Raw genomic sequence first — 19,379 nt, forward strand, 5'->3', positions numbered from 1 at the left:
CGAGATCATGACGCCGCGCGTGCGCACCACCACCCTCGACGAGACGGACCGTGCCTCCACGGTGATCGAGCTGACCCGGCAGACGGGCCTGTCCCGGTTCCCGGTCCTCGACGCGGAGGACGCCGTCGTCGGCACCGTCCACGTCAAGCACGCGGTCGCGCTGCCGCTCCACGAGCGGGCGACCACGCGGGTCAGGCACATCATGGTCAAACCGACCGTGGTCCCCGACAGCCTCCGACTCGACCCCTTGCTGTCCCTGCTGCGCGGTGACGGCTTCCAGATGGCGATCGTGCTGGACGAGTACGGCGGTCACGCGGGTGTGGTCACGCTCGAGGACGTCGTCGAGGAGATCGTCGGGGACATCTCCGACGAGCACGACCGGCTCGGCGCCCGTGCACGCCAGCGCCGGGACGGGAGCTGGATGCTGTCTGGACTGCTGCGGCCCGACGAGGTCGAGGACGCGACCGGCGTGGAGCTGCCCGACCACGAGGACTACGACACGATCGGCGGGCTCGTGATGCGCGAGCTCGGGAAGATTCCCGCGGCCGGCGACCGGGTCGAGGTCGCCGTACCCGACCGGACCGATCCGGACGAGCCGGGCGAGAACCTCGCGACCCTGACCGTGGAGCGCATGGACGGACTCCGCGTCGATCGGATCGAGCTGCGGCTCGTGACGGGGGAGGACTCGCATGGGTGACTTCGGCGGCGTGCTGCTCGCCATCGTGCTGCTCGCCTTCAACGCCTTCTTCGTCGGCGCGGAGTTCGCCCTGCTGTCGGCACGCCGGAGCCAGATCGAGCCGCGGGCCCAGGACGGCTCGCGGGCTGCTCGCACCACGCTTCGAGCCATGGAGCACGTCTCGCTGGTCATGGCGGGCGCCCAGCTCGGCATCACCGTCTGCTCGATCGGCCTCGGTGCCATCGGTGAGCCGGCCGTCGCGCACCTGCTCGAACCGGTCTTGCACGCCCTGCGCGTGCCCGACGCCGCCCTGCACCCGGTGTCGTTCGTGGTGGCCATGTCGCTGGTCGTCTACCTCCACGTCGTGCTCGGCGAGATGGTGCCCAAGAACATCGCGTTGGCCGGAGCCGATCGCGCCGCCCTGGTGCTGAGCCCGCCGATGATGGTGATCGTGATGCTGCTGCGCCCGTTCATCAGCGTTCTCAACCTGGCGGCGAACGGCATCCTTCGCCTGCTCGGTATCGAGCCGACGAACGAGGTGAGCTCGAGCTACACCCGCGAAGAGGTGGCGGCGCTGGTGGAGGAGTCACGCGGCGAGGGCCTGATCGCTGCCGACGAGTACGACCGGCTCGCAGGCGCCCTCGGCTTCACCGAGAAGGTGGTCACGTCGGTGCTGATGCCGGTCGAAGGACTGAGCACGGTGCGCACCGGCTCCACCCCGGCGGACGTCGAGGCGCTCTGCGCAGCGACCGGCTACAGCAGGTTCCCGGTCACCACCGCGGACGGCGCCCTGCAGGGCTATCTCCACATCAAGGACGTGCTCGAGAGCGACGATGCACGTCGTCAGCGGCCGATCGACGACAAGTGGGTGCGCCCGCTCGCCACGGTCGGTCCCGACGACGTCCTGCACGAGGCCCTGGAGAGTCTGCAGCGCCGTGGCGCCCACATGGCGCGGGTCGTCACACCTGAAGGCGCCGTCCTCGGGCTCGTCACGCTCGAGGACGTGTTGGAGGAGCTCGTCGGCGAGATCCGCGACGGCTCGCACCACGAGTGGGCCGGAAGCGCGGGCGAGGCTGGCTAAGGTGAGGATTCCACGACCACACCGACGACCAGACACCGCAAACCCGATGGCAGGCGATTCAGTGCAGGAGCAGACCGGGCAGACAACCGGGCACTCCCGCGTGTGGACGATCCCCAATGTTCTCAGCCTGCTGCGGTTGGCGGGGGTGCCGCTGTTCCTGTGGCTGGTGCTCGGTCCCGAGGCCGACGCGTGGGCCCTCGCCGTACTCATGATCTCCGGCGTCACCGACTTCCTCGACGGCTATCTCGCCCGGCGCCTCAACCAGTTCTCCAGCCTCGGTGAGATCCTCGACCCGGTGGCCGACCGCCTCTACATCCTGGCCGTCGTGGTCGGTCTGGCCCTGCGCGACATCATCCCGTGGTGGGTGGCGATCGTGCTGCCGCTTCGCGACCTGCTGCTCTGGGGCCTGGTTCCCATGCTGCGAACACGCGGCTACAGCGCGCTGCCGGTGCACTTCCTCGGCAAGGCCGCCACCTTCAACCTCCTCTACGCCTTCCCGTTGCTGCTGCTGGGCGAGGGCACCGGAGTGGTGCCGACCATGGCGCAGGTCTTCGGCTGGGCGTTCGCGATCTGGGGCATCGCCCTCTACTGGTGGGCCGGCGTGCTCTATGCCTGGCAGGTTCGAAAGCTTCTGCGTGACACGCCGCGGCTCTCGCCGCGGCAGCCGGCACAGCCCGGAGGTTGACAGTGGCCGACCACATCGGAGCACCAACCCCCGAGGCGCCTCTGCCGCACCACGTCACCACGCCGCTGCTGACGCTGATCACCGAGCGTTCCCTCGACGAGGACTACGCGCACGTCGCTGCCCGCCGGGCTGCGAACGGTGAGCCCGGTCCCACGCGTCCCAAGGTCTGGAGTACGGCGGTGGCCGTGGCGGCCTTCGGTGCGCTGGCCACCATCGTGGCGGTCCAGACCTCCCGCGACGCGGACGTCCAGGAGCTCGGCCGGACGGCGCTGATCCGGCAGATCGAGTCGGGCCGCACCCAGGTCGCCGATCTCCAGGGCCAGATCCGGACCCTCACCGACGCGGGGCTGACGGCCGAGAACACCAACGCGACCCTGGCGGCGCAGGCCGCCGACCTGGAGGCACGGCTGCAGCGACTCGAGGTCCGCACCGGCTACGTCCCCGTCCGTGGACCCGGTGTCCGCATCCGGGTCGCCAGCGCGCCGGATGCCGTGCCCAACGACGAGATCCGCGACGAGGACCTCGCGCTGCTCGTCGACGGCCTGTGGACCGCAGGGGCCGAGGCGATCGCGATCAACGACCAGCGGATCGTGGCGCTCGGCGGCATCCGCAACACCAATCGGGCCGTCCATGTCAACGGCAGGCCACTCACACCGCCGTACGTCATCGAGGCGATCGGCAACTCCGGGACCCTGCAGGCGCGGTTCCTGGAATCCAGCGCGGGATTGGAGTGGTTCAGCGTGGCCAATGGCCTCGGATTCTCCTATGTGCCGCAGAATGTCGATGAGCTCCGGCTGCCGGCCGCGACTCTGCGGACACTGCGGCAGGCCGAAGAGCTCACCAGCACCACCGACGGACGCTCGGACGAGGAAGGAGCCAAGCCGTGATCGCCGCCCTGGGACTGTTGCTCGGCATCCTGGCCGGGCTCGTCTTCGCACCCGACGTGCCGCTCGGACTCGAGCCCTACCTCCCGATCGCGGTCGTCGCTGCCCTGGACGCCGTCTTCGGGGGCCTACGGGCGTTCCTCGACGGCATCTTCGACGACAAGGTCTTCGTGGTCTCGTTCGTCAGCAACGTCGTGATCGCGGCCGCGATCGTGTTCCTGGGCGACAAGCTCGGTGTCGGCGGGCAGCTCACCACCGGTGTCGTCGTGGTGCTGGGCATCCGGATCTTCTCCAACGCCCCGGCCATCCGCCGTCACCTGTTCCATGCCTGACGAGTCGAGCTCGGAGGAGGGGATCCGCCCGCAGGAGACCGGGCGCGACCGGCTGCTGGGCACATTTCGCAAACCGTCGCGCGCCCAGGCCATCGTCGGCCTCCTGCTGGCGGTGTTGGGATTCTCGGCGGTGGTCCAGGTCAACAACACCAGCCAGGACGACACCTACGCCGGGCTGCGCGAACAGGACCTGATCGAGATCCTCAACGGGCTCACCGGCACCGCCGAGCGGGCCCGCCGCGAGGTCGAGCGGCTCCAGGGCACGCGCGACCGGCTCCAGTCGGAGTCCACCGGCCGCGAGGCAGCGCTCTCGGAGACCCAGGATCGCGTGAAGACCCTGAACATCATCGCGGGGCTCGTGCCCGTGACGGGCCCGGGCATCCGGATCCGGATCGAGGAGGACGAGGGGCGAGCCTCCCTCAACTCGTTGCTCGACCTGGTCCAGGAGCTGCGCACCGCCGACGCCGAGGCGATGGAGTTCAACGACACCTACCGGCTGGCCGCTCAGAGCGCCTTCGACACCACCATCGGCGGCATCGAGCTCGACGGCGCCCTTCTCGAGCCGCCCTACGTCATCGACGTGATCGGCGACCCGCACGCGCTGCACAGCGCGATGACCTTCGACAGCGGACCCATCGAGCAGCTGGAGCAGTTCGACGGCGCGAGCGTGCAGGTCACCGAGCTCGACTCGCTCGACATCGAGAGCGTGCGCACAGCGGAGCGACCCGTGAATGCCGAAGCCGACCCGGGCCAGTAGCCTGCCCCACAACCGAGCCGAGGAGAAGGAGTCACCGTGTATCCCGAGGACCTGAAGTACACCAGTGAGCACGAGTGGGTGCGCAGCCCCGGCGAGGCCGAGGGATCGGTGCGGGTCGGCATCACGCACTTCGCCCAGGACGCCCTCGGCGACATCGTCTACGTCTCCCTCCCGGAGGTCGGCGAGCAGGTCACCGGTGGCGAGACCTGCGGCGAGCTCGAGTCGACCAAGTCCGTCAGCGACGTCTACGCGCCGCTCACCGGGGAGATCGTGGCCCGCAACGAGACGCTCGACGCGACGCCGGAGCTCGTGAACAACGACCCGTACGCCGGTGGCTGGCTCTTCGAGATCGTGCCCGCCGACACCGGTGCCCTCGAGGGGCTGATGGACGCTGCGGCGTACCAGGCCGGGCTGGAAGGCTGAGCCGAGCGCACGCATCGCTGCGAGGTCCCTTGCCGGGCATCGTGCGACTGATAGGTTCGGATCAGTAGTCAGAGTTGAGTTTCGCGCCAGGGTTCCGGACCCGGCCACCGAGGAGGGTTCCATGCCGTTCTGCACCGCCTGTGGCAAGCAGAACCCGGACGACGCACGCTTTTGTGCTCAGTGCGGCACACGCCTGGCCAACGGCGACGCGGGCGCGACGGCGACCGCTGGTTCGGCCGACGCCGCCGTGGCGGCCACCGATGCGACCGCGACGATCACCTTCGGGGTCCCCGCTCCGGTCGACACCTCGGACCGCAAGCTCAGCCCGGTCGACGCGGCCGCGGTGGACGCGCTGCCCGAGGGCCATGCCCTGCTCATCGTCCAACGCGGACCCAGCGCCGGCAGCCGCTTCCTGCTCGATGCCGACCTCATCGGTGCCGGCCGACACCCGGACAGCGAGATCTTCCTTGATGACGTGACGGTCTCACGCCGCCATGCCGAGTTCCGCCGCACCGGCAACGACTTCACCGTGAGCGACGTGGGCAGCCTGAACGGCACCTACGTCAACCGCGACCGCATCGACTCGGTCGAGCTGACCGACGGTGACGAGGTCCAGATCGGCAAGTACCGCCTCGTCTTCTTCACCAGCGCCGCGGGCTGATCCGTGGCGGAACCCGCTGCGTCTCGGGCGCGGATGAACATCGGGCAGGTCCTCGACCACCTGCGTGGTGACTTTCCCGGCGTGACCATCTCCAAGATCCGGTTCCTCGAGGACCAGGGCCTGATCAAGCCCGAACGAACGCAGTCGGGCTACCGCAAGTTCTCCGGCGACGACGTCGACCGCCTGCGCTACATCCTGCGCATGCAGCGCGATCACTACCTACCGCACAAGGTGATCGGCGAGCACCTCGATGCGATCGACCGTGGGCTGGAGCCGCCGGCCATCGACGGCGTCGTGCCGACCGTGCCCCAGGTCGCCCTGGCGGCCGACGGCCTGCCCTCGCCCGAGTCGTTCCGGACCACCAGCGACGTCCGCCTGTCTCGCCGCGAGCTGATCAAGATCGCGGAGATATCCGAGGACCAGCTGGTCGAGCTCGAACAGTTCGCGTTGATCTCGTCTCGGCCCGGCACCGGGCACTACGACACCGATGCGCTGATCGTGGCGCAGACGGCGCGACAACTGGCCGACTTCGGGTTCGAGCCTCGTCACCTGCGCGCGTTCAAGACCGCAGCCGACCGGGAGGTGGGCATGGTCGAACAGGTCGTGGCACCTCTCCAGCGTGGCCGTGATGCGGCCGCCAAGGGCCGCATCGAGGACGCGGTGGGCGAGATCGCCGCGCTGTCGGTGCGCCTGCACGCGACCCTGGTCAAGGCCGGTCTACACCGCTCCTGACGGCGCGCCAGCGCGCTCACCGGTGCGGAGTAGTCTGAACCTGTGCGCGAAGTAGACGTCATCGGAGTCCGGGTGGAGATGCCCTCCAACCAGCCCATCGTGTTGTTGCGAGAGGCCGGCGGTGAACGCTATCTGCCCATCTGGATCGGTGCCGTCGAAGCGACCGCCATCGCCTTCGCCCAGCAGGGCGTCACTCCGCCTCGCCCCCTGACCCACGATCTGATGAAGGACGTGCTGGACGCGACCGGCCAGGAGCTGAGCGAGGTGCGGATCACCGACGTCCGCGACGGCGTGTTCTACGCCGAGCTGGTCTTCGCCAACGGCCAGGAAGTCAGCGCGCGCCCCTCGGACTCGATCGCCCTCGCACTGCGCATGGGCGCCCGCATCCTGTGTGCCGAGGGGGTGCTCGACGAGGCCGGACTCGCCGTCCCCGCCGAGCAGGATGACGAGGTCGAGGCGTTCCGCGAGTTTCTCGATCATGTCTCTCCCGAGGACTTCGAGTCGCAGTGAGCCTCACCCTCAGGTTGAGGTTGAGGGTTGCGACACGCCGCCAGCATGATTGACCCGTTCAGTTCTGCCGCCTACCTTGAAGTGTCTTCGTTGTAACTCCACCCGTGTGGTTGCACTTCCCTGCAGCCCCTTCCCCCGGAGTTACGCCCAACGGAGTAGGACCGTGGAGGGTCGCTGTGGCTGTGAACGAGAACGACCAGGACCGCCTGGCCGCCGCACACGCGGCCAAGGCCGCCGAACTCGCTGACGAGCAGGGACTGCTCTTCACCGACGACGTCTCCCCACTGCCGAGCGACACCGGCTATCGCGGTCCGACGGCGTGCAACGCTGCCGGCATCACCTACCGCCAGCTCGACTACTGGGCGCGCACCGGACTGGTCGAGCCGACCGTCCGCGGTGCCACCGGCTCGGGCTCCCAGCGGCTCTACTCGTTCCGCGACATCTTGATCCTCAAGGTCGTCAAGCGTCTCCTTGACGCCGGCATCTCCTTGCAGCAGATCCGCACCGCGGTTCAGCACCTGCGCGAGCGTGGCACCGACGACCTGACGCGCGTCACCTTGATGAGTGACGGTGCCACCGTCTACGAGTGCACCAGCAACGACGAGGTCATCGACCTCCTGCAGGGCGGCCAAGGGGTCTTCGGCATCGCCATCGGTGGTGTCTGGCGCGAGATCGAGGGCACCCTCGCCGATCTGCCCAGCGAGCGCGCTTCGGAGGATGTCGCTGACATCGCCGGTGACGAGCTCGCCGTACGCCGCGCCGCGCGCAAGATCGGCTGAGCCGGACACGGAGTAGCCCGCCCGGCACGCTAGGCTGGCGTCGCTGACGATCCCGCGCGGGAGAGTCGACGGCACGGCCGTGTCTGGTCGTGTGCGTTGCGCCGAAGGGGCAATTCCTCCCCGGAACCTCTCAGGCACCCGAACTGCGCGGAGCAGGCAACTCTGAAGTACCCAGCACGTGGGGCCGACAGAGGGGGAGGCGCCTGCTGACCGCCAACCAGGGAGCCTCCATGACGGACCCGTCCGCGCCGCACTCACCCTTCGTCGACCGTCACATCGGTCTGCACCCCGCCGACATCGAGAAGATGCTCGGCACGCTGGGCCACGACTCGCTGGAGTCGCTGATGGCGGCGGCAGTCCCCGGCGGCATTCGCGCACCGGGTGACCTCGACCTGCCCGAGGCCGTCAGTGAGGACGCTGCTGCCCGGGAGCTGCGCCATCTCGCCGCCTTGAATCGGCCGGCGGAGGCGATGATCGGGTGCGGCTACCACGCGACCATCACGCCGCCGGTGATCCGCCGCAACGTGCTGGAGGACCCGAGCTGGTACACCGCCTACACGCCGTACCAGCCCGAGATCTCCCAGGGCCGGCTCGAAGCCCTCATCAACTTCCAGACCGTGATCGGTGACCTCACGGGACTGCCGACGGCCAACTCGTCGCTGCTGGACGAGGGGACCGCGGCGGCGGAGGCGATGACGCTGGTCCGCCGCGGGAACAAGCGCGCCCAGGGCCCGTTCGTGGTGGACGCCGACGCGCTCCCACAGACGATCGAGGTCGTCCGCACCCGCGCCACCGCGATGGGTATTGACGTCGTCGTCGCCGACCTCACCGATGGCCTCCCGGAGGGCGAGCTCAGTGGCCTGCTGGTGCAGTATCCCGGCGCCAGCGGTCGTGTCCTCGACCCGCGACCCCTCATCGAGGTCGCGCACAGCCGCGACGCACTGGTCGTCGTGGCCGCGGACCTGCTCGCCCTCACTCTCCTGGAGGCCCCCGGCGAGATGGGGGCCGACGTGGTCGTGGGTTCCTCGCAGCGCTTCGGGGTGCCGCTGTTCTACGGCGGTCCGCACGCCGGCTTCATGGCCGTCAGCGCCGGCCTCGAGCGGCACCTGCCCGGTCGCCTCGTCGGGGTGTCGATCGATGCCGAGGGCCGGCCGGCCTACCGCCTGGCGCTCCAGACCCGCGAACAGCACATCCGTCGCGACAAGGCGACCTCCAACATCTGCACGGCGCAGGTCCTGCTGGCCGTGGTGGCCTCGATGTACGCCGTCTACCACGGGCCCGAGGGTCTGACGGCGATCGCGCAGCGCGCTCACGACTACGCCACCCGGATCGCCGCCGCGCTCGAGGCCGGGGGAGTGGAGCTGGTCAACGACACCTGGTTCGACACCCTGACCGCGCGCGTGCCGGGTCGCGCCGTCGAGGTGGTCGCCTCCGCCCGCAGCTACGGCCTGCACCTGCGCCTCGTCGACGCCGACCACGTGGGCCTGTCCACCTCGGAGACGACCTCGCCCTCCACGGTGGCCGGCATCATGCACGCCTTCGGGATCAGCGAGGCCGCGTCCGATCGTCTCGACGAGGCGATCCCCGTGTCGCTGGCGCGACGCTCGGCCTTCCTCACGCACGAGGTGTTCGCCAGCCACCACAGCGAGACCCAGATGCTGCGCTACCTGCGTCGGCTCTCGGCGCGCGACTATGCGCTGGACCGCGGCATGATCCCGCTGGGCTCCTGCACGATGAAGCTCAACGCCACCACCGAGATGGAGCCGGTGAGCCTGCCGGGCTTCGCCGACCTCCACCCCTTCGCGCCGGCCGAGGACGCCGCCGGGTATCGCAAGCTGATCGACGACCTCGAAGGGTGGCTGGCCGAGGTCACTGGCTATCACCGGGTGTCGATCCAGCCCAACGCCGGCTCGCAGGGCGAGTTCGCCGGGCTGCTCGCCATCCGCGGCTTCCACCTCGCCAACGGCCACACGGAGCGCCGGGTGTGCCTGATCCCCTCGTCGGCCCACGGCACCAACGCCGCGTCAGCGGTGATGGCCGGGATGAAGGTCGTGGTCGTCAAGGCGGGCGAGGACGGCTCCGTCGACCTGGCCGACCTGCAGTCCCAGTGCGAGACGTACGCCGAGACCCTGGCGGCGATCATGGTCACCTACCCGTCGACGCACGGCGCCTACGAGGACTCCATCACCGAGCTGTGCCGGATCGTGCACGAGTACGGCGGCCAGGTGTACGTCGACGGCGCCAACCGCAACGCCCTGCTCGGCTTCGCCAAGCCCGGCGAGTTCGGCGGCGACGTCTCCCACCTCAACCTGCACAAGACCTTCTGCATCCCACACGGCGGCGGCGGCCCCGGTGTCGGTCCGGTCGCGGTGCGGGCGCACCTGGCGCCCTACCTGCCGTCGCACCCGATGCACCCCGAGGCCGAGAAGCGCGAGGGGATCGGGCCGATCAGCGCCGCGCCCTACGGCTCGGCCGGCATCTTGCCGATCTCGTGGGCCTACATCCGGATGATGGGTGGCCCGGGACTGACGCGGGCCACAGCCGTCGCAGTGCTCTCGGCCAACTACATCGCCCACCGGCTGCAGGATCACTTCCCGGTCCTCTACCGCGGCCACGGCGGGCTGGTGGCGCACGAGGCCATCCTCGACGTCCGCGGGCTGACCAAGGACTCGGGTGTGAGCGTCGACGACGTGGCCAAGCGACTGGTGGACTACGGCTTCCATGCTCCGACCATGTCCTTCCCGGTCGCCGGCACCCTGATGGTCGAGCCCACCGAGTCCGAGGACCTCGGTGAGATCGACCGGTTCTGCGATGCGATGATCGCCATCAAGGGCGAGATCGACCGGGTGCGGGCGGGGGAGTGGACCCCGGAGGAGTCGCCGCTCCGGCACGCCCCGCACACGGCGCGAGCCCTCGTGGGTGACTGGGATCGCGCCTACTCGCGCGAGGTCGGCGTCTTCCCCAGCGGCATCGACCCCGACAAGTACTGGCCGCCGGTGGCCCGCATCGACCAGGCGTACGGCGACCGCAACCTCGTCTGCGCCTGCCCGCCGCCCGAGGCGTTCGCCGAATGAGCCCGGCCGTCGCGGACCTCACCGCCCGCCGGCTGCGCTGGCGGACCGCCACGGCCCAGGCCGACGGGCAGGTGCCCTCGATCGTGGCCGGCATCGTGCGCGACGGTGAGCTGGTGTGGTCCGACGGCGTCGGCGACGTGCCGGGTCCCGTCACGGACACGCAGTACAAGATCGGCTCGATCACCAAGACGCTCACCGCCGTGCTGGTCCTCCAGCTCGTCGAGGAGGGCCTGCTGTCGCTCGATGCTCCGGCCGCCGAGGTGCTTGGGCAGGTCGGGTATGCCGACCGCTCGGTGCGCCAGTTGCTCTCCCACTCCGGAGGGCTGCAGGCCGAGCCGGCCGGCGACTGGTGGGAGCGGTCGCCGGGTGCGTCCTTCGACGCGCTCGCCACGGCCAATGACGGGTCGACTGCGGCATACGCTCCGGATCGGCAGTTCCACTACTCCAACCTCGGCTACGGGCTGCTCGGCGAGATCGTCGCGCGACTGCGTGACCAGTCGTGGTGGGAAGCGGTCGAGTCGCGGATCCTTATCCCGCTGGGGATGACCCGGACGAGCTACCACGCCTCCGGCGGGCACGCCGAGGGCTGGTCGGTGCACCCCTATGCCCAGACGCTGATCGCCGAGCCGTTGCCCGACACCGCCGCGATGGCGCCCGCCGGCCAGGTGTGGAGCACGCTCACCGACCTGGCGACCTACTGCACGTTCCTGCTCGGGGGCCACGATGAGGTGCTGAGCTCGCACGCCTTGGCACTGGCGTTCACGCCGCAGTCGGGCGATGAGCACGCCGGCCTGTCCTATTCGCACGGCCTGGGCTTCCAGATCTTCCGGGGAGGCTCCGGGACGCTGGTGGGCCACAGCGGGTCCATGCCCGGCTTCCATGCGATCTGCCTTGTCGACCGCACCCGGCGTACGGGCGTCGTCGGCCTGGTCAACGGCACGACCGGCGTGCCCGTCGCGGACTTCGGCGCCGCTCTCCTGGAGGAGCTCGAGCAGTGGGAGCCGACCCTGCCGCTGCCGTGGGCCCCCAACGAGTCACTGCCGGCCGAGTTCGACGACGTCCTGGGCGTCTGGCACTGGGGTGCCACGCCCTACGCGTTCACCTGCGAGGGCGGCGACCTGGTGGCCCGCCGCCGCGGCATCGAGGCCTGGCGGTTCATCGCTGACAACGGTCTGATCGTGGGCAACCGCGGCTACCACGCCGGCGAGCGTCTCCACGTCGTACGCCGCAGCGACGGCGCGGTCTCGCACCTCGACGTGGGCACGTTCATCCTCACGCGCGAGCCGTATCAGGCTGGAGCACCCATCCCGGGCGGTCGGCCCGACCTCGGCTAACGGGCCTGGCTCACGCTGGACATGTTGAAGTCGGGGATCCGCAGGGCAGGCATGGCGGTCCGGGAGAAGTAGTCGTCGCCCCACTCGCGGCTGAAGCTCGGCACCGTCGCGCTGGCGTGCTCGAAACGGTTGAGCAGGTCGATCGGGCTCTCGTTCCAGCGGAAGTTGTTGACGGCCCCGACGATCTCGCCGCCCTCGACGAGGTAGACCCCGTCGCGGGTCAGACCGGTCAGCAGCATGGTCTGCGGATCGACCTCACGGATGTACCACAGGCAGGTCACCAGCAGGCCCTTCTCCATGCCCGCGACCAGGTCCTGCTCCGAGCCGTGACCGCCGTCGACCTCGAGGACCAGGTTGTCGATCATCGGGGTGACGGGCTGGCCGGTCATGGCCGCCGAGTGGCGTGTCTGGAGCAGCGCGGCCAGCGAGCCGTCGGCGATCCACTCGGTACGCGTCAAGGGCAGTCCGTTGTCGAAGACCGACTCGGTGTTGTCGGAGGCCCCGGCGACGTTGAACGGTGCGCACTCCAGACCGGTCAGATCCGGGTCGGAGTAGAGGTGGACGCCGCTGGGGACGATCTGGTCGCCGATCCGGGTGCCCCCACCCGAGCGGCTGTAGACGGACTCGCCCTCGTGGGCGACCCGAGCACCGGCGCCCCAGTAGGCGTCGATCATCAGGTCGGCCACCGACGACGGCGGCAGGATCGTGTCGTAGCGACCGGCAGGCAGCTCGAGCTGACGCTCCGCCCAGCCGAGACGCTGCGTGACCTGCTCGGCCATCGCCGCGGCGTCCACGTCCCTGAAGTCGCGCGTGGCGCCCCCCACCCATGCGCTCCGGGACAGGCTGAGGTCCTTGCCGGTGCAGGCGTAGTGGCCGGTGGGTTGGGTGTGCCGCAGGCGCAGGCCGCGAGATGACCCGAGGTAGGTGGTGGTGACCTCGTGGTTCACGAAGCCGTAGAGCAGGCGTCCCTCCGCGGTGGCGGCACGGAAGGCCTCACCCAGGGCGGGCGCGAAGGAGTCGTAGACCGTGATACCGGTCCGCTCGGGGGCCGCGTCCCAGTCGGCGCTGGTCCGGTCGGCGACGAGCTCCGCGGCGTCCTCGGCCGCGCTGGCGGACCGCGCTGCTGCGTCTGCCGCCCGCACGAGCGTCGTCACCTGCTCCGGGTTGCTCGCGCTCCCGGACACCGAACCGGTCGCGACACCGGCACCGGTGGCCACGAACGAGACGACGGTGACGTCGACCGAGACCATCACGCCGTTCGTCGTGAGCGTGTTGTTCGCCCAGCGGAGGTTGGCGCTGCTGCTGTCGGACACGATCGCGATGCAGTCGTCGGCGCTCGAGGTGGCGAGGGCGTGCTCGACCAGCTGCTGTGGGGTGTGCGCGGTCATCAGTGGCCTGCCTCGTCGGTCGTGTTGAGGATGCGGACGCCGCGGAACAGCGCCGAGGGCGCGCCGTGGCTCACGGCCGCGACCTGGCCCGGCTGGGCCTTGCCGCAGTTGAACGCCCCGCCCAGGACCCAGGTCTCGGGTCCGCCCACCGCCTCCATCGAGTTCCAGAAGTCGGTGGTGGTCGCCTGGTAGGCGACGTCGCGGAGCTGGCCGTCCAGCTTGCCGTCGGTGATCGTGTAGAACCGCTGCCCGGTGAACTGGAAGTTGAACCGCTGCATGTCGATCGACCAGGACTTGTCGCCGACGATGTAGATGCCTCGCTCGACCCGGCCGATCAGCTCGTCGGTGCTCGGACCGTCGGGAGCCGCCTGCAGCGACACGTTGGCCATCCGCTGGATCGGGATGTGGCCGGGCGAGTCGGCGTAGGCACAACCGTTGGAGCGACCCTCGTGCAGCTCCGGCTTCATGTGCCCCATGGAGCGGTCGAGCTGGTAGCCGACAAGCACGCCGTCCTTGACGATGTCCCATGCGCGGGTCTGGACGCCCTCGTCGTCGTAGCCGACGGTCGAGAGGCCGTGCTCCACGGTGCGGTCGCCGGTGACGTTCATGATGTCCGAGCCGTACTGCAGGGTGCCGAGCATGTCGTAGGTCGCGAACGACGTGCCGGCGTAGTTGGCCTCGTAGCCCAGGGCCCGGTCGAGCTCGGTGGCGTGGCCGATGGACTCGTGGATGGTCAGCCACAGGTTGGACGGGTGGATCACGAGGTCGTAGTCGCCCGCCTCCACGCCGGGGGCGGCCAGCTTCTCGGCAAGCAGGTCCGGCACCTCGGCCAGTTCGGCGTCCCAGTCGTAGGCGCCGTCGGTGAGGTACTCCCAGCCGCGGGCGACCGGGGGAGCGATGGACGACATCGAGTCGAAGATGCCGGTCTTCTCCGCCGACCCCATGGCCTCGAACCCCGGCTGCAGGCGCACGCGCTGTTGGGTCGTGCGCGTGCCGGCAAGGTCCGCGTAGTACTTGTTCTCCTGGACCTGCTGGAGATCGGCTGTCGCGTGCGCGACGCTGGGGTGCTGCCGCAGCCGGTTGGTCCACTCCGTGAGCACCGCCGCCTTCTCCGAGGTGGGCACCTCGAGCGGATTGAGGTCGTAGGCCGAGACCCAGGTGACGTCGGCGTGGACGGGCTCGGGCGCGAGCTGCACCGGCGTCGTGGTCATCTCGGCGGCCACCTCCGCGACCGCGACGGCGGTCTCCGCGATCCGCCGGGCCTCCTGCGGGGTGAGGATCACACCGGACGCGAAGCCCCAGGCGCCGCGGTGGATGACGCGTACGGCGAAGCCGACGTCCTCGGTGTCACTGGCCGTCTGGAGGACCCCGTCGCGGGCTCCGAGGTATTGGTAGCGCACGCGCTCGAACCGGAAGTCGGCATGGGTGGCGCCGAGCTCGGCGGCTCGGGCCAGGGCCACCTCTCCGAGACTTCGGTGGGGCAGGCCTGCGAAGGTCGGATCGATCATGAGGTGAACCTAACGCAGCCCGTTAGGGTGGCGCGCATGACTAGTCCGGCCTGGCTGGGGATCGGCGCGCAGCGGTCCGGAACCACGTGGTTCACCGACCTGTTGACCCAGCATCCGCAGGTCGGAGTCGGCGTCAACGGCAAGAAGGAACAGCACCTCCTGCACAAGGTGGGCGACGGGGTCGAGCCGGCGTCGGCGTACCTCGACCTGTTTCCTGCCGACGGGGTCCGCCGCGGTGACTGGACCCCGCAGTACCTGCGGCACGCGTCCGCACCAGCCGCGGCCGCGCGCCTCCTCGGACCCGACGTGCCGGTGCTGGTGCTGCTGCGCGACCCGGTCGAGCGCTTCGTCTCGGCGATGCGGCTGGCGGCGACACGGACGAAGTCGCCGTGGCCCTATCCGGTGCCGATGACCGTCCAGACCTTCAGCGGCTTCTACGCCGACCAGTTGGCCATGTGGGCGCACCACGTCGGACGAGAGCGGCTGCAGGTGATGGTCTTCGAGGACGTTCGTAGCGATCCGCAGGCAGCCGTGGGCGCCGTGTGGACTCGTCTGGGCCTGGCATCGGTGCCGTTGCAGGACGTCGATCGGCCGTCCGGGTCGAGCAGTCAGGCCTCCTGGACACCGCCCGAGGGCCTGCTCGCGTCGCTGGAGGTGCTCTACCGTCCGCAGGTGCGGCGGCTGGTCGAGGACTGGAGCCTCGACGTCTCGACCTGGTCGACGCAGCCCTGATGCTCAGCCGGCGGTGACGCTGACCCGCGACCCGTCGCGGCCCTTGGTGACCCGCAACTGCGTGGGGATGCGGGTCTGCATCTCGGCGACGTGGCTCACCACTGCGACGACCCGGCCGCCGTCGCGCAGGCCGTCGAGGGTATCCATCACGTCGTCCAGCGTGTCGGCGTCGAGCGATCCGAAGCCCTCGTCGACGAAGAGCGTGTCGAGGTCGGCACCCCCGGCCTCCTGGGTGATGACGTCGGCCAGCCCCAGGGCCAGGGCCAGCGAGACCACGAAGGTCTCGCCGCCCGACAACGTGGCCGGGTCGCGTGCCTCTCCCGACCAGTCGTCACGCACGAGCAGGCTCAGGCCGCCGCGGGTCTCGCCCGCACCGCGCCTGCCGGTGTGCTCGAGGGTGTAGCGCTGGTCGCTCATCCGTGCCAGACGCTGGTTGGCGGCGGCGACGACCTGGGTCAGGCGATGGGCCAGGACGTATGCCGACAGCCGCATCTGCAAGGCGTTGTCGGGTGACTTCCCCTCGACGAACAGGGCGAGCCGGGCCGTGAGCTCGAGCTCCTCGCGGACGGGCGCCCAGGCGCCCAGCGCGTCGGTCACCTGGCCGGCCAGGGTCGTCAGTCGCTCGTGCCGGCGCAGTGCTGCGTCGTGCCGGGCGTGCGCGACCCGCGCATCGGACTCGGTCTCGGCGTGGGCGGCCGCCAGTGCGCCCACGTCGGGCCGGGGCAGGAGTGCGGCCGCGTGGTGGTCCGGATCGTCCAGGACGGCGCGGGCGGCCCGGAGCGCATCACTGACCCGGGCGACCTCGGCCGCCATCGCGTCTCGCTCGGCCTCCTCCAGCCGCGCGGCGCGCGCGTCGGCGGCGGACTCGAACCCGGCCCCCGCGGATGCGTCGGCCAGCGCACGCTCGGCACGCGCCAGGTCGCGCTGGGCCTGGGCGAGCTGTTCGTGTGCCGCGCACGCTTCTGCCAAGGCGTCGAGCTGTCGGCTCCGCAGCATCCTCAGCGCGGAGACCGTGTCGCAGCCGGTGCCGTCGAGCACCCCGTCGACGCGATCGCGCAGGCGGCGGTGCTCGGCCCGGTGCAGCTCCAGCCGCGACTCGAGATCGACCCGGCGTTGCGTCGCCACGTCGCGGGCGGCGCTCAACTCGTCGCTGGCCGCCCGGCGCCGAGCCACCTCGGCTCGCAGCCCTGCGCCCGAGGCGACGAGCGCGGCCGTGACATCGTGCTCGCGCTGGCACTCGGCCAGCACCTGAGCGGCGTCGGCGGCACAGTGACCGGCGGCGAGGGTCACCAGGCGGGTGTGGCGGGCCTCGGATTGGCGCAACTGGTCGTCGAGGACGACCAGCACGCCTTCGGCGTCGTCGACGTCCTTGCGCGCGGCTCGCTCGGCGGCAGCGTCGGGGCTGCCGACGGAGGCCACGGCTGGGTGCGGATGCTCGTGGGAGCCGCAGACAGGGCACCCTGCGCCGACAGCGAGTGCTCCGGCGATCTCGGCCGCCATGCCGTTCAGGCGTGCCTCGCGCAGGTCTAGCCAGGTCTCCCGCAGCCGCGCCAGCAGGCCGCGTGCGGCCTCTCGGTCCAGGCGCGCCGCTGCCAGGGCCGGAGCGACGGTGACCAGCTCGGCGGCGGCGGCGGCGCGTTCACGAGTAGTGGCCAGGGTCAGCTGGAGGGCGGGCAGCCGCTGCTCGGCCGACGCTGCTGCCGCCAGTGCTGCCTCGGCCTCTCGCAGGTGGACCGGCGCGGCCTCGACCTCCACCGACAGGTCGTCGGCAGCGGCGGTGGCGCGGGCCAGCAGGACCCTCACCTCGTCACACAGTCGCGTGACCTCGTGCAGTCGCTCGGCGTCGGGGTGTGCCGCGTCGGCGAGGTCCAGGGCGCGTCGCGCGGCCTCCAGCACCGTGGGCAGCTCGTCGTAGGTGGGCGTCGCCTGACCGGACGCCGCGACCCGGAGCCAGGACGCGGTGACGGCGGCGGCCTGACGCTCCAGGTGCTCGACCAGGGCTGCGTCGTCGGCTGCCGCACCCTCGAGCTCGGCCAGCGGCTCGGCCCGCTCGGCACGCCGCAGGCGCGCTCGGAGGTCGGACAGCGCGGACTCGTCGTGCTCGGCCAGCCGGTCGGCGGCGGCGGCGTGGGCCGCCTGCTGCGCGGCGAGCAGACGGCCGTGCGCGAGGGCCGTGGTCGCGTCGTGGACGAGCAGGTCGGCTCGCGACCGGGCACTGGCGGTGCCCTGGACGGCGGCCGCGGCCGCGGGGAGGAGGTTGTCTACCCAGTCCGCGACGCCGCCGTCGGAGGCCTCCAGCATGAGGTCTGCGACGTCCCAGGCAGCCGGCAGCGGCTGCGCGGCCGTCTCGCTGACCCGTCCGGCCAGGTGCGCGACCGTGCGAGCGTGGGCGGCTGAGCTGCGCTGGAGGTCGAGCCGCCGATCGCGGAGCCACTGCTCGATCCGGTCGAAGCGACCCGTGCGGAACACCTGTCGCAGGAGTGCGTGGCGGTCCTCGGAGCGGGCTCGCAGGAAGGCTTGGAAGCGCCCCTGAGGCAACAGCGCCACCTGGCAGAACTGCGTGAGGGTGAGGCCGACCAGCTCGGTGACGAGGTGCCCGGTCTCGTCGAGGCGCGTCGAGAGCGGCTGCCAGCCGTCGTCGAGGCGCTCGCTGAGGACCACCGACGCCTGCGGGGTGGTGATCCCGGAGCCCCGCTTCTTGGGCCGCTCCCACTTCGGTGAGCGCTCGATCCGGAACCGGCGACCGGACAGGGTCACCTCGAGGCGAACTCTCGGCGCAACGCCGTCGCCGGCCTGGTCGCACCGGAGTCGACCGGCGGTGCTGCGATCACCGGGCACGTCGCCGTACAACGCGAAGCAGACGGCGTCGAGGACGCTCGACTTGCCGGCGCCGGTGGGGCCGCTCAGCAGGAACAGCCCGGAGTCGGACAAGGTGTCGAAGTCGACCTCGACGGTGTCGGCGAACGGGCCGAAGGCAGTGATGCTCAGGGCGTGCAGGCGCATCAGCCGCCACCCACCAGGACGTCGAGGTCGGTGTCCTCGCAGCACGCGTCGCACGCCTCAAGGAGCAGGTCGGACTCGGCGGCGGTGGCCGGGACGCCGCGCAGCTCGGTGACGAAGTCGAGCGCGATCTCGTGGTCGCGGCGACCGGCAAGCCTCGCGACCGGGAGCGAGACCGGTGCGGCCCCGGTGGGGGCGAATCCGAGGACCAGCGTGTGCGCGAACCGTCGCCGCAACCGCTCCATCGCCTGGGCGGGACGCAGCTGGTCGGTCAGCGTGACCTGCACCCAGTCGTGCTCGTGCGCCGACAGGCCCGGATCGGTGAGCAGCGTCTCGAGCTCACCGGTGAAGCGGGCGAGACGGCGCGGGACCGGCGCCTCGATGAAGTGGCCTGCGCTGACTCCCGCGGGCCCGAGGTCGATCAGCCAGCTGCCCTTGACCTGGTCCGCCTCGCCGAAGGAGTAGGCGAGCGGCGAGCCGCTGTAGCGGATGTGCTCGTCGAGCGTGTGGCGGCCGTGCAGGTGCCCGAGGGCGACGTAGTCGATGTTGTCGAAGACCCCGGTGGGCACCCGGCTGACGCCGCCGACACTGATGTCGCGCTCGGACTCCGAGGGCTGCGCACCAGCGACGAAGGCGTGGGCCAGCACCACCGAGCGGGTGTGGGAGCGAGTGGCGAGATCGGCACGAACCCGGCGCATGGCCTCGCGCAGCACGATCTCGTGGGAGCGCCCCGGCAACGCCCACGGCTCGATCATCGCGGTCGGATCGAGGTAGGGGATCCCGTGGAAGGCGACCGGACCGTGCTCGTCCTGGAGAAGCACGG

General features: G+C 70.7%; 18 protein-coding genes and 1 riboswitch. Of the genes, 14 read left to right on the plus strand and 4 right to left on the minus strand.

Annotated features, from left to right (window positions below; all coding sequences use genetic code 11):
- The 13 genes from RMO85_RS00150 to RMO85_RS00210 form a co-directional block, all read left to right on the plus strand.
- Window positions 1-697: transporter associated domain-containing protein (locus RMO85_RS00150; RefSeq protein WP_310525685.1), on the plus strand; the 697-nt coding region annotated here is incomplete at its 5' end.
- Complete coding sequence (locus RMO85_RS00155) at window positions 690-1,757, plus strand: hemolysin family protein (RefSeq protein ID WP_310525686.1); 1,068 nt, start codon at window positions 690-692, stop codon at window positions 1,755-1,757. The genes RMO85_RS00150 and RMO85_RS00155, both read left to right, overlap by 8 nt.
- 46 nt (window positions 1,758-1,803) lie before the next feature.
- The gene (locus tag RMO85_RS00160; protein WP_310525687.1) at window positions 1,804-2,442 is read left to right on the plus strand and encodes a CDP-alcohol phosphatidyltransferase family protein; all 639 of its coding nucleotides are present in this window, start codon (window positions 1,804-1,806) and stop codon (window positions 2,440-2,442) included.
- Window positions 2,443-2,444: 2 nt separating this feature from the next.
- The gene (locus RMO85_RS00165; RefSeq protein WP_310525688.1) at window positions 2,445-3,329 is read left to right on the plus strand and encodes a DUF881 domain-containing protein; all 885 of its coding nucleotides are present in this window, start codon (window positions 2,445-2,447) and stop codon (window positions 3,327-3,329) included.
- Window positions 3,326-3,658, plus strand: a complete 333-nt coding sequence (locus RMO85_RS00170) for a small basic family protein (protein ID WP_310525689.1) — start codon at window positions 3,326-3,328, stop codon at window positions 3,656-3,658. The genes RMO85_RS00165 and RMO85_RS00170 overlap by 4 nt, the downstream gene beginning before the upstream one ends.
- Window positions 3,651-4,415, plus strand: coding sequence for a DUF881 domain-containing protein (locus RMO85_RS00175; RefSeq protein ID WP_310525690.1), 765 nt, complete (start codon window positions 3,651-3,653; stop codon window positions 4,413-4,415). Before RMO85_RS00170 ends, RMO85_RS00175 begins: the two co-directional genes overlap by 8 nt.
- A 36-nt stretch (window positions 4,416-4,451) precedes the next feature.
- Window positions 4,452-4,838, plus strand: coding sequence for a glycine cleavage system protein GcvH (gene gcvH, locus RMO85_RS00180; protein ID WP_310525691.1), 387 nt, complete (start codon window positions 4,452-4,454; stop codon window positions 4,836-4,838).
- A 121-nt stretch (window positions 4,839-4,959) separates the two neighbouring features.
- Complete coding sequence (locus RMO85_RS00185; protein ID WP_310525692.1) at window positions 4,960-5,499, plus strand: FHA domain-containing protein; 540 nt, start codon at window positions 4,960-4,962, stop codon at window positions 5,497-5,499.
- A gap of 3 nt (window positions 5,500-5,502) precedes the next feature.
- Window positions 5,503-6,231: a MerR family transcriptional regulator gene (locus RMO85_RS00190; protein WP_310525693.1), complete on the plus strand. Its 729-nt coding sequence runs from the start codon at window positions 5,503-5,505 to the stop codon at window positions 6,229-6,231.
- Window positions 6,232-6,273: 42 nt separating this feature from the next.
- A complete protein-coding gene (locus RMO85_RS00195) occupies window positions 6,274-6,741 on the plus strand; it encodes a bifunctional nuclease family protein (RefSeq protein WP_310525694.1) in 468 nt (155 codons plus the stop codon).
- Between the two features lie 206 nt (window positions 6,742-6,947).
- Window positions 6,948-7,520, plus strand: coding sequence for a MerR family transcriptional regulator (locus RMO85_RS00200; protein ID WP_397202712.1), 573 nt, complete (start codon window positions 6,948-6,950; stop codon window positions 7,518-7,520).
- A 47-nt stretch (window positions 7,521-7,567) separates the two neighbouring features.
- A riboswitch (glycine riboswitch) is annotated at window positions 7,568-7,676 on the plus strand.
- A gap of 74 nt (window positions 7,677-7,750) precedes the next feature.
- On the plus strand, window positions 7,751-10,594 hold the full coding sequence (gene gcvP / locus RMO85_RS00205) for an aminomethyl-transferring glycine dehydrogenase (protein ID WP_310525695.1): 2,844 nt from the start codon (window positions 7,751-7,753) through the stop codon (window positions 10,592-10,594).
- The gene (locus RMO85_RS00210; protein ID WP_310525696.1) at window positions 10,591-11,928 is read left to right on the plus strand and encodes a serine hydrolase domain-containing protein; all 1,338 of its coding nucleotides are present in this window, start codon (window positions 10,591-10,593) and stop codon (window positions 11,926-11,928) included. The genes gcvP and RMO85_RS00210 overlap by 4 nt, the downstream gene beginning before the upstream one ends.
- On the opposite strand, the gene RMO85_RS00215 is transcribed toward RMO85_RS00210, so the two are convergent.
- Together RMO85_RS00215 and RMO85_RS00220 are read right to left on the minus strand one after the other, a co-directional pair.
- Window positions 11,925-13,316: a metallopeptidase TldD-related protein gene (locus tag RMO85_RS00215; RefSeq protein WP_310525697.1), complete on the minus strand. Its 1,392-nt coding sequence runs from the start codon at window positions 13,314-13,316 to the stop codon at window positions 11,925-11,927. The two genes, RMO85_RS00210 and RMO85_RS00215, sit on opposite strands and share 4 nt — an antisense overlap.
- Complete coding sequence (locus RMO85_RS00220) at window positions 13,316-14,824, minus strand: TldD/PmbA family protein (protein ID WP_310525698.1); 1,509 nt, start codon at window positions 14,822-14,824, stop codon at window positions 13,316-13,318. The genes RMO85_RS00215 and RMO85_RS00220 overlap by 1 nt, the downstream gene beginning before the upstream one ends.
- Window positions 14,825-14,860: 36 nt before the next feature.
- Here RMO85_RS00220 and RMO85_RS00225 point away from each other — a divergent pair, with 36 nt between their 5' ends.
- A complete protein-coding gene (locus tag RMO85_RS00225; protein ID WP_310525699.1) occupies window positions 14,861-15,556 on the plus strand; it encodes a sulfotransferase in 696 nt (231 codons plus the stop codon).
- 3 nt (window positions 15,557-15,559) lie between these two features.
- Here the strand turns inward: RMO85_RS00225 and RMO85_RS00230 are convergent, their stop codons facing one another.
- Together RMO85_RS00230 and RMO85_RS00235 are read right to left on the minus strand one after the other, a co-directional pair.
- On the minus strand, window positions 15,560-18,559 hold the full coding sequence (locus tag RMO85_RS00230; RefSeq protein ID WP_310525700.1) for an SMC family ATPase: 3,000 nt from the start codon (window positions 18,557-18,559) through the stop codon (window positions 15,560-15,562).
- The coding region (locus RMO85_RS00235) for an exonuclease SbcCD subunit D C-terminal domain-containing protein (protein WP_310525701.1) at window positions 18,559-19,379 on the minus strand (821 nt) is incomplete at its 5' end. The genes RMO85_RS00230 and RMO85_RS00235, both read right to left, overlap by 1 nt.

Source organism: Nocardioides sp. (assembly GCF_031422975.1).
GTDB lineage: Bacteria > Actinomycetota > Actinomycetes > Propionibacteriales > Nocardioidaceae > Nocardioides.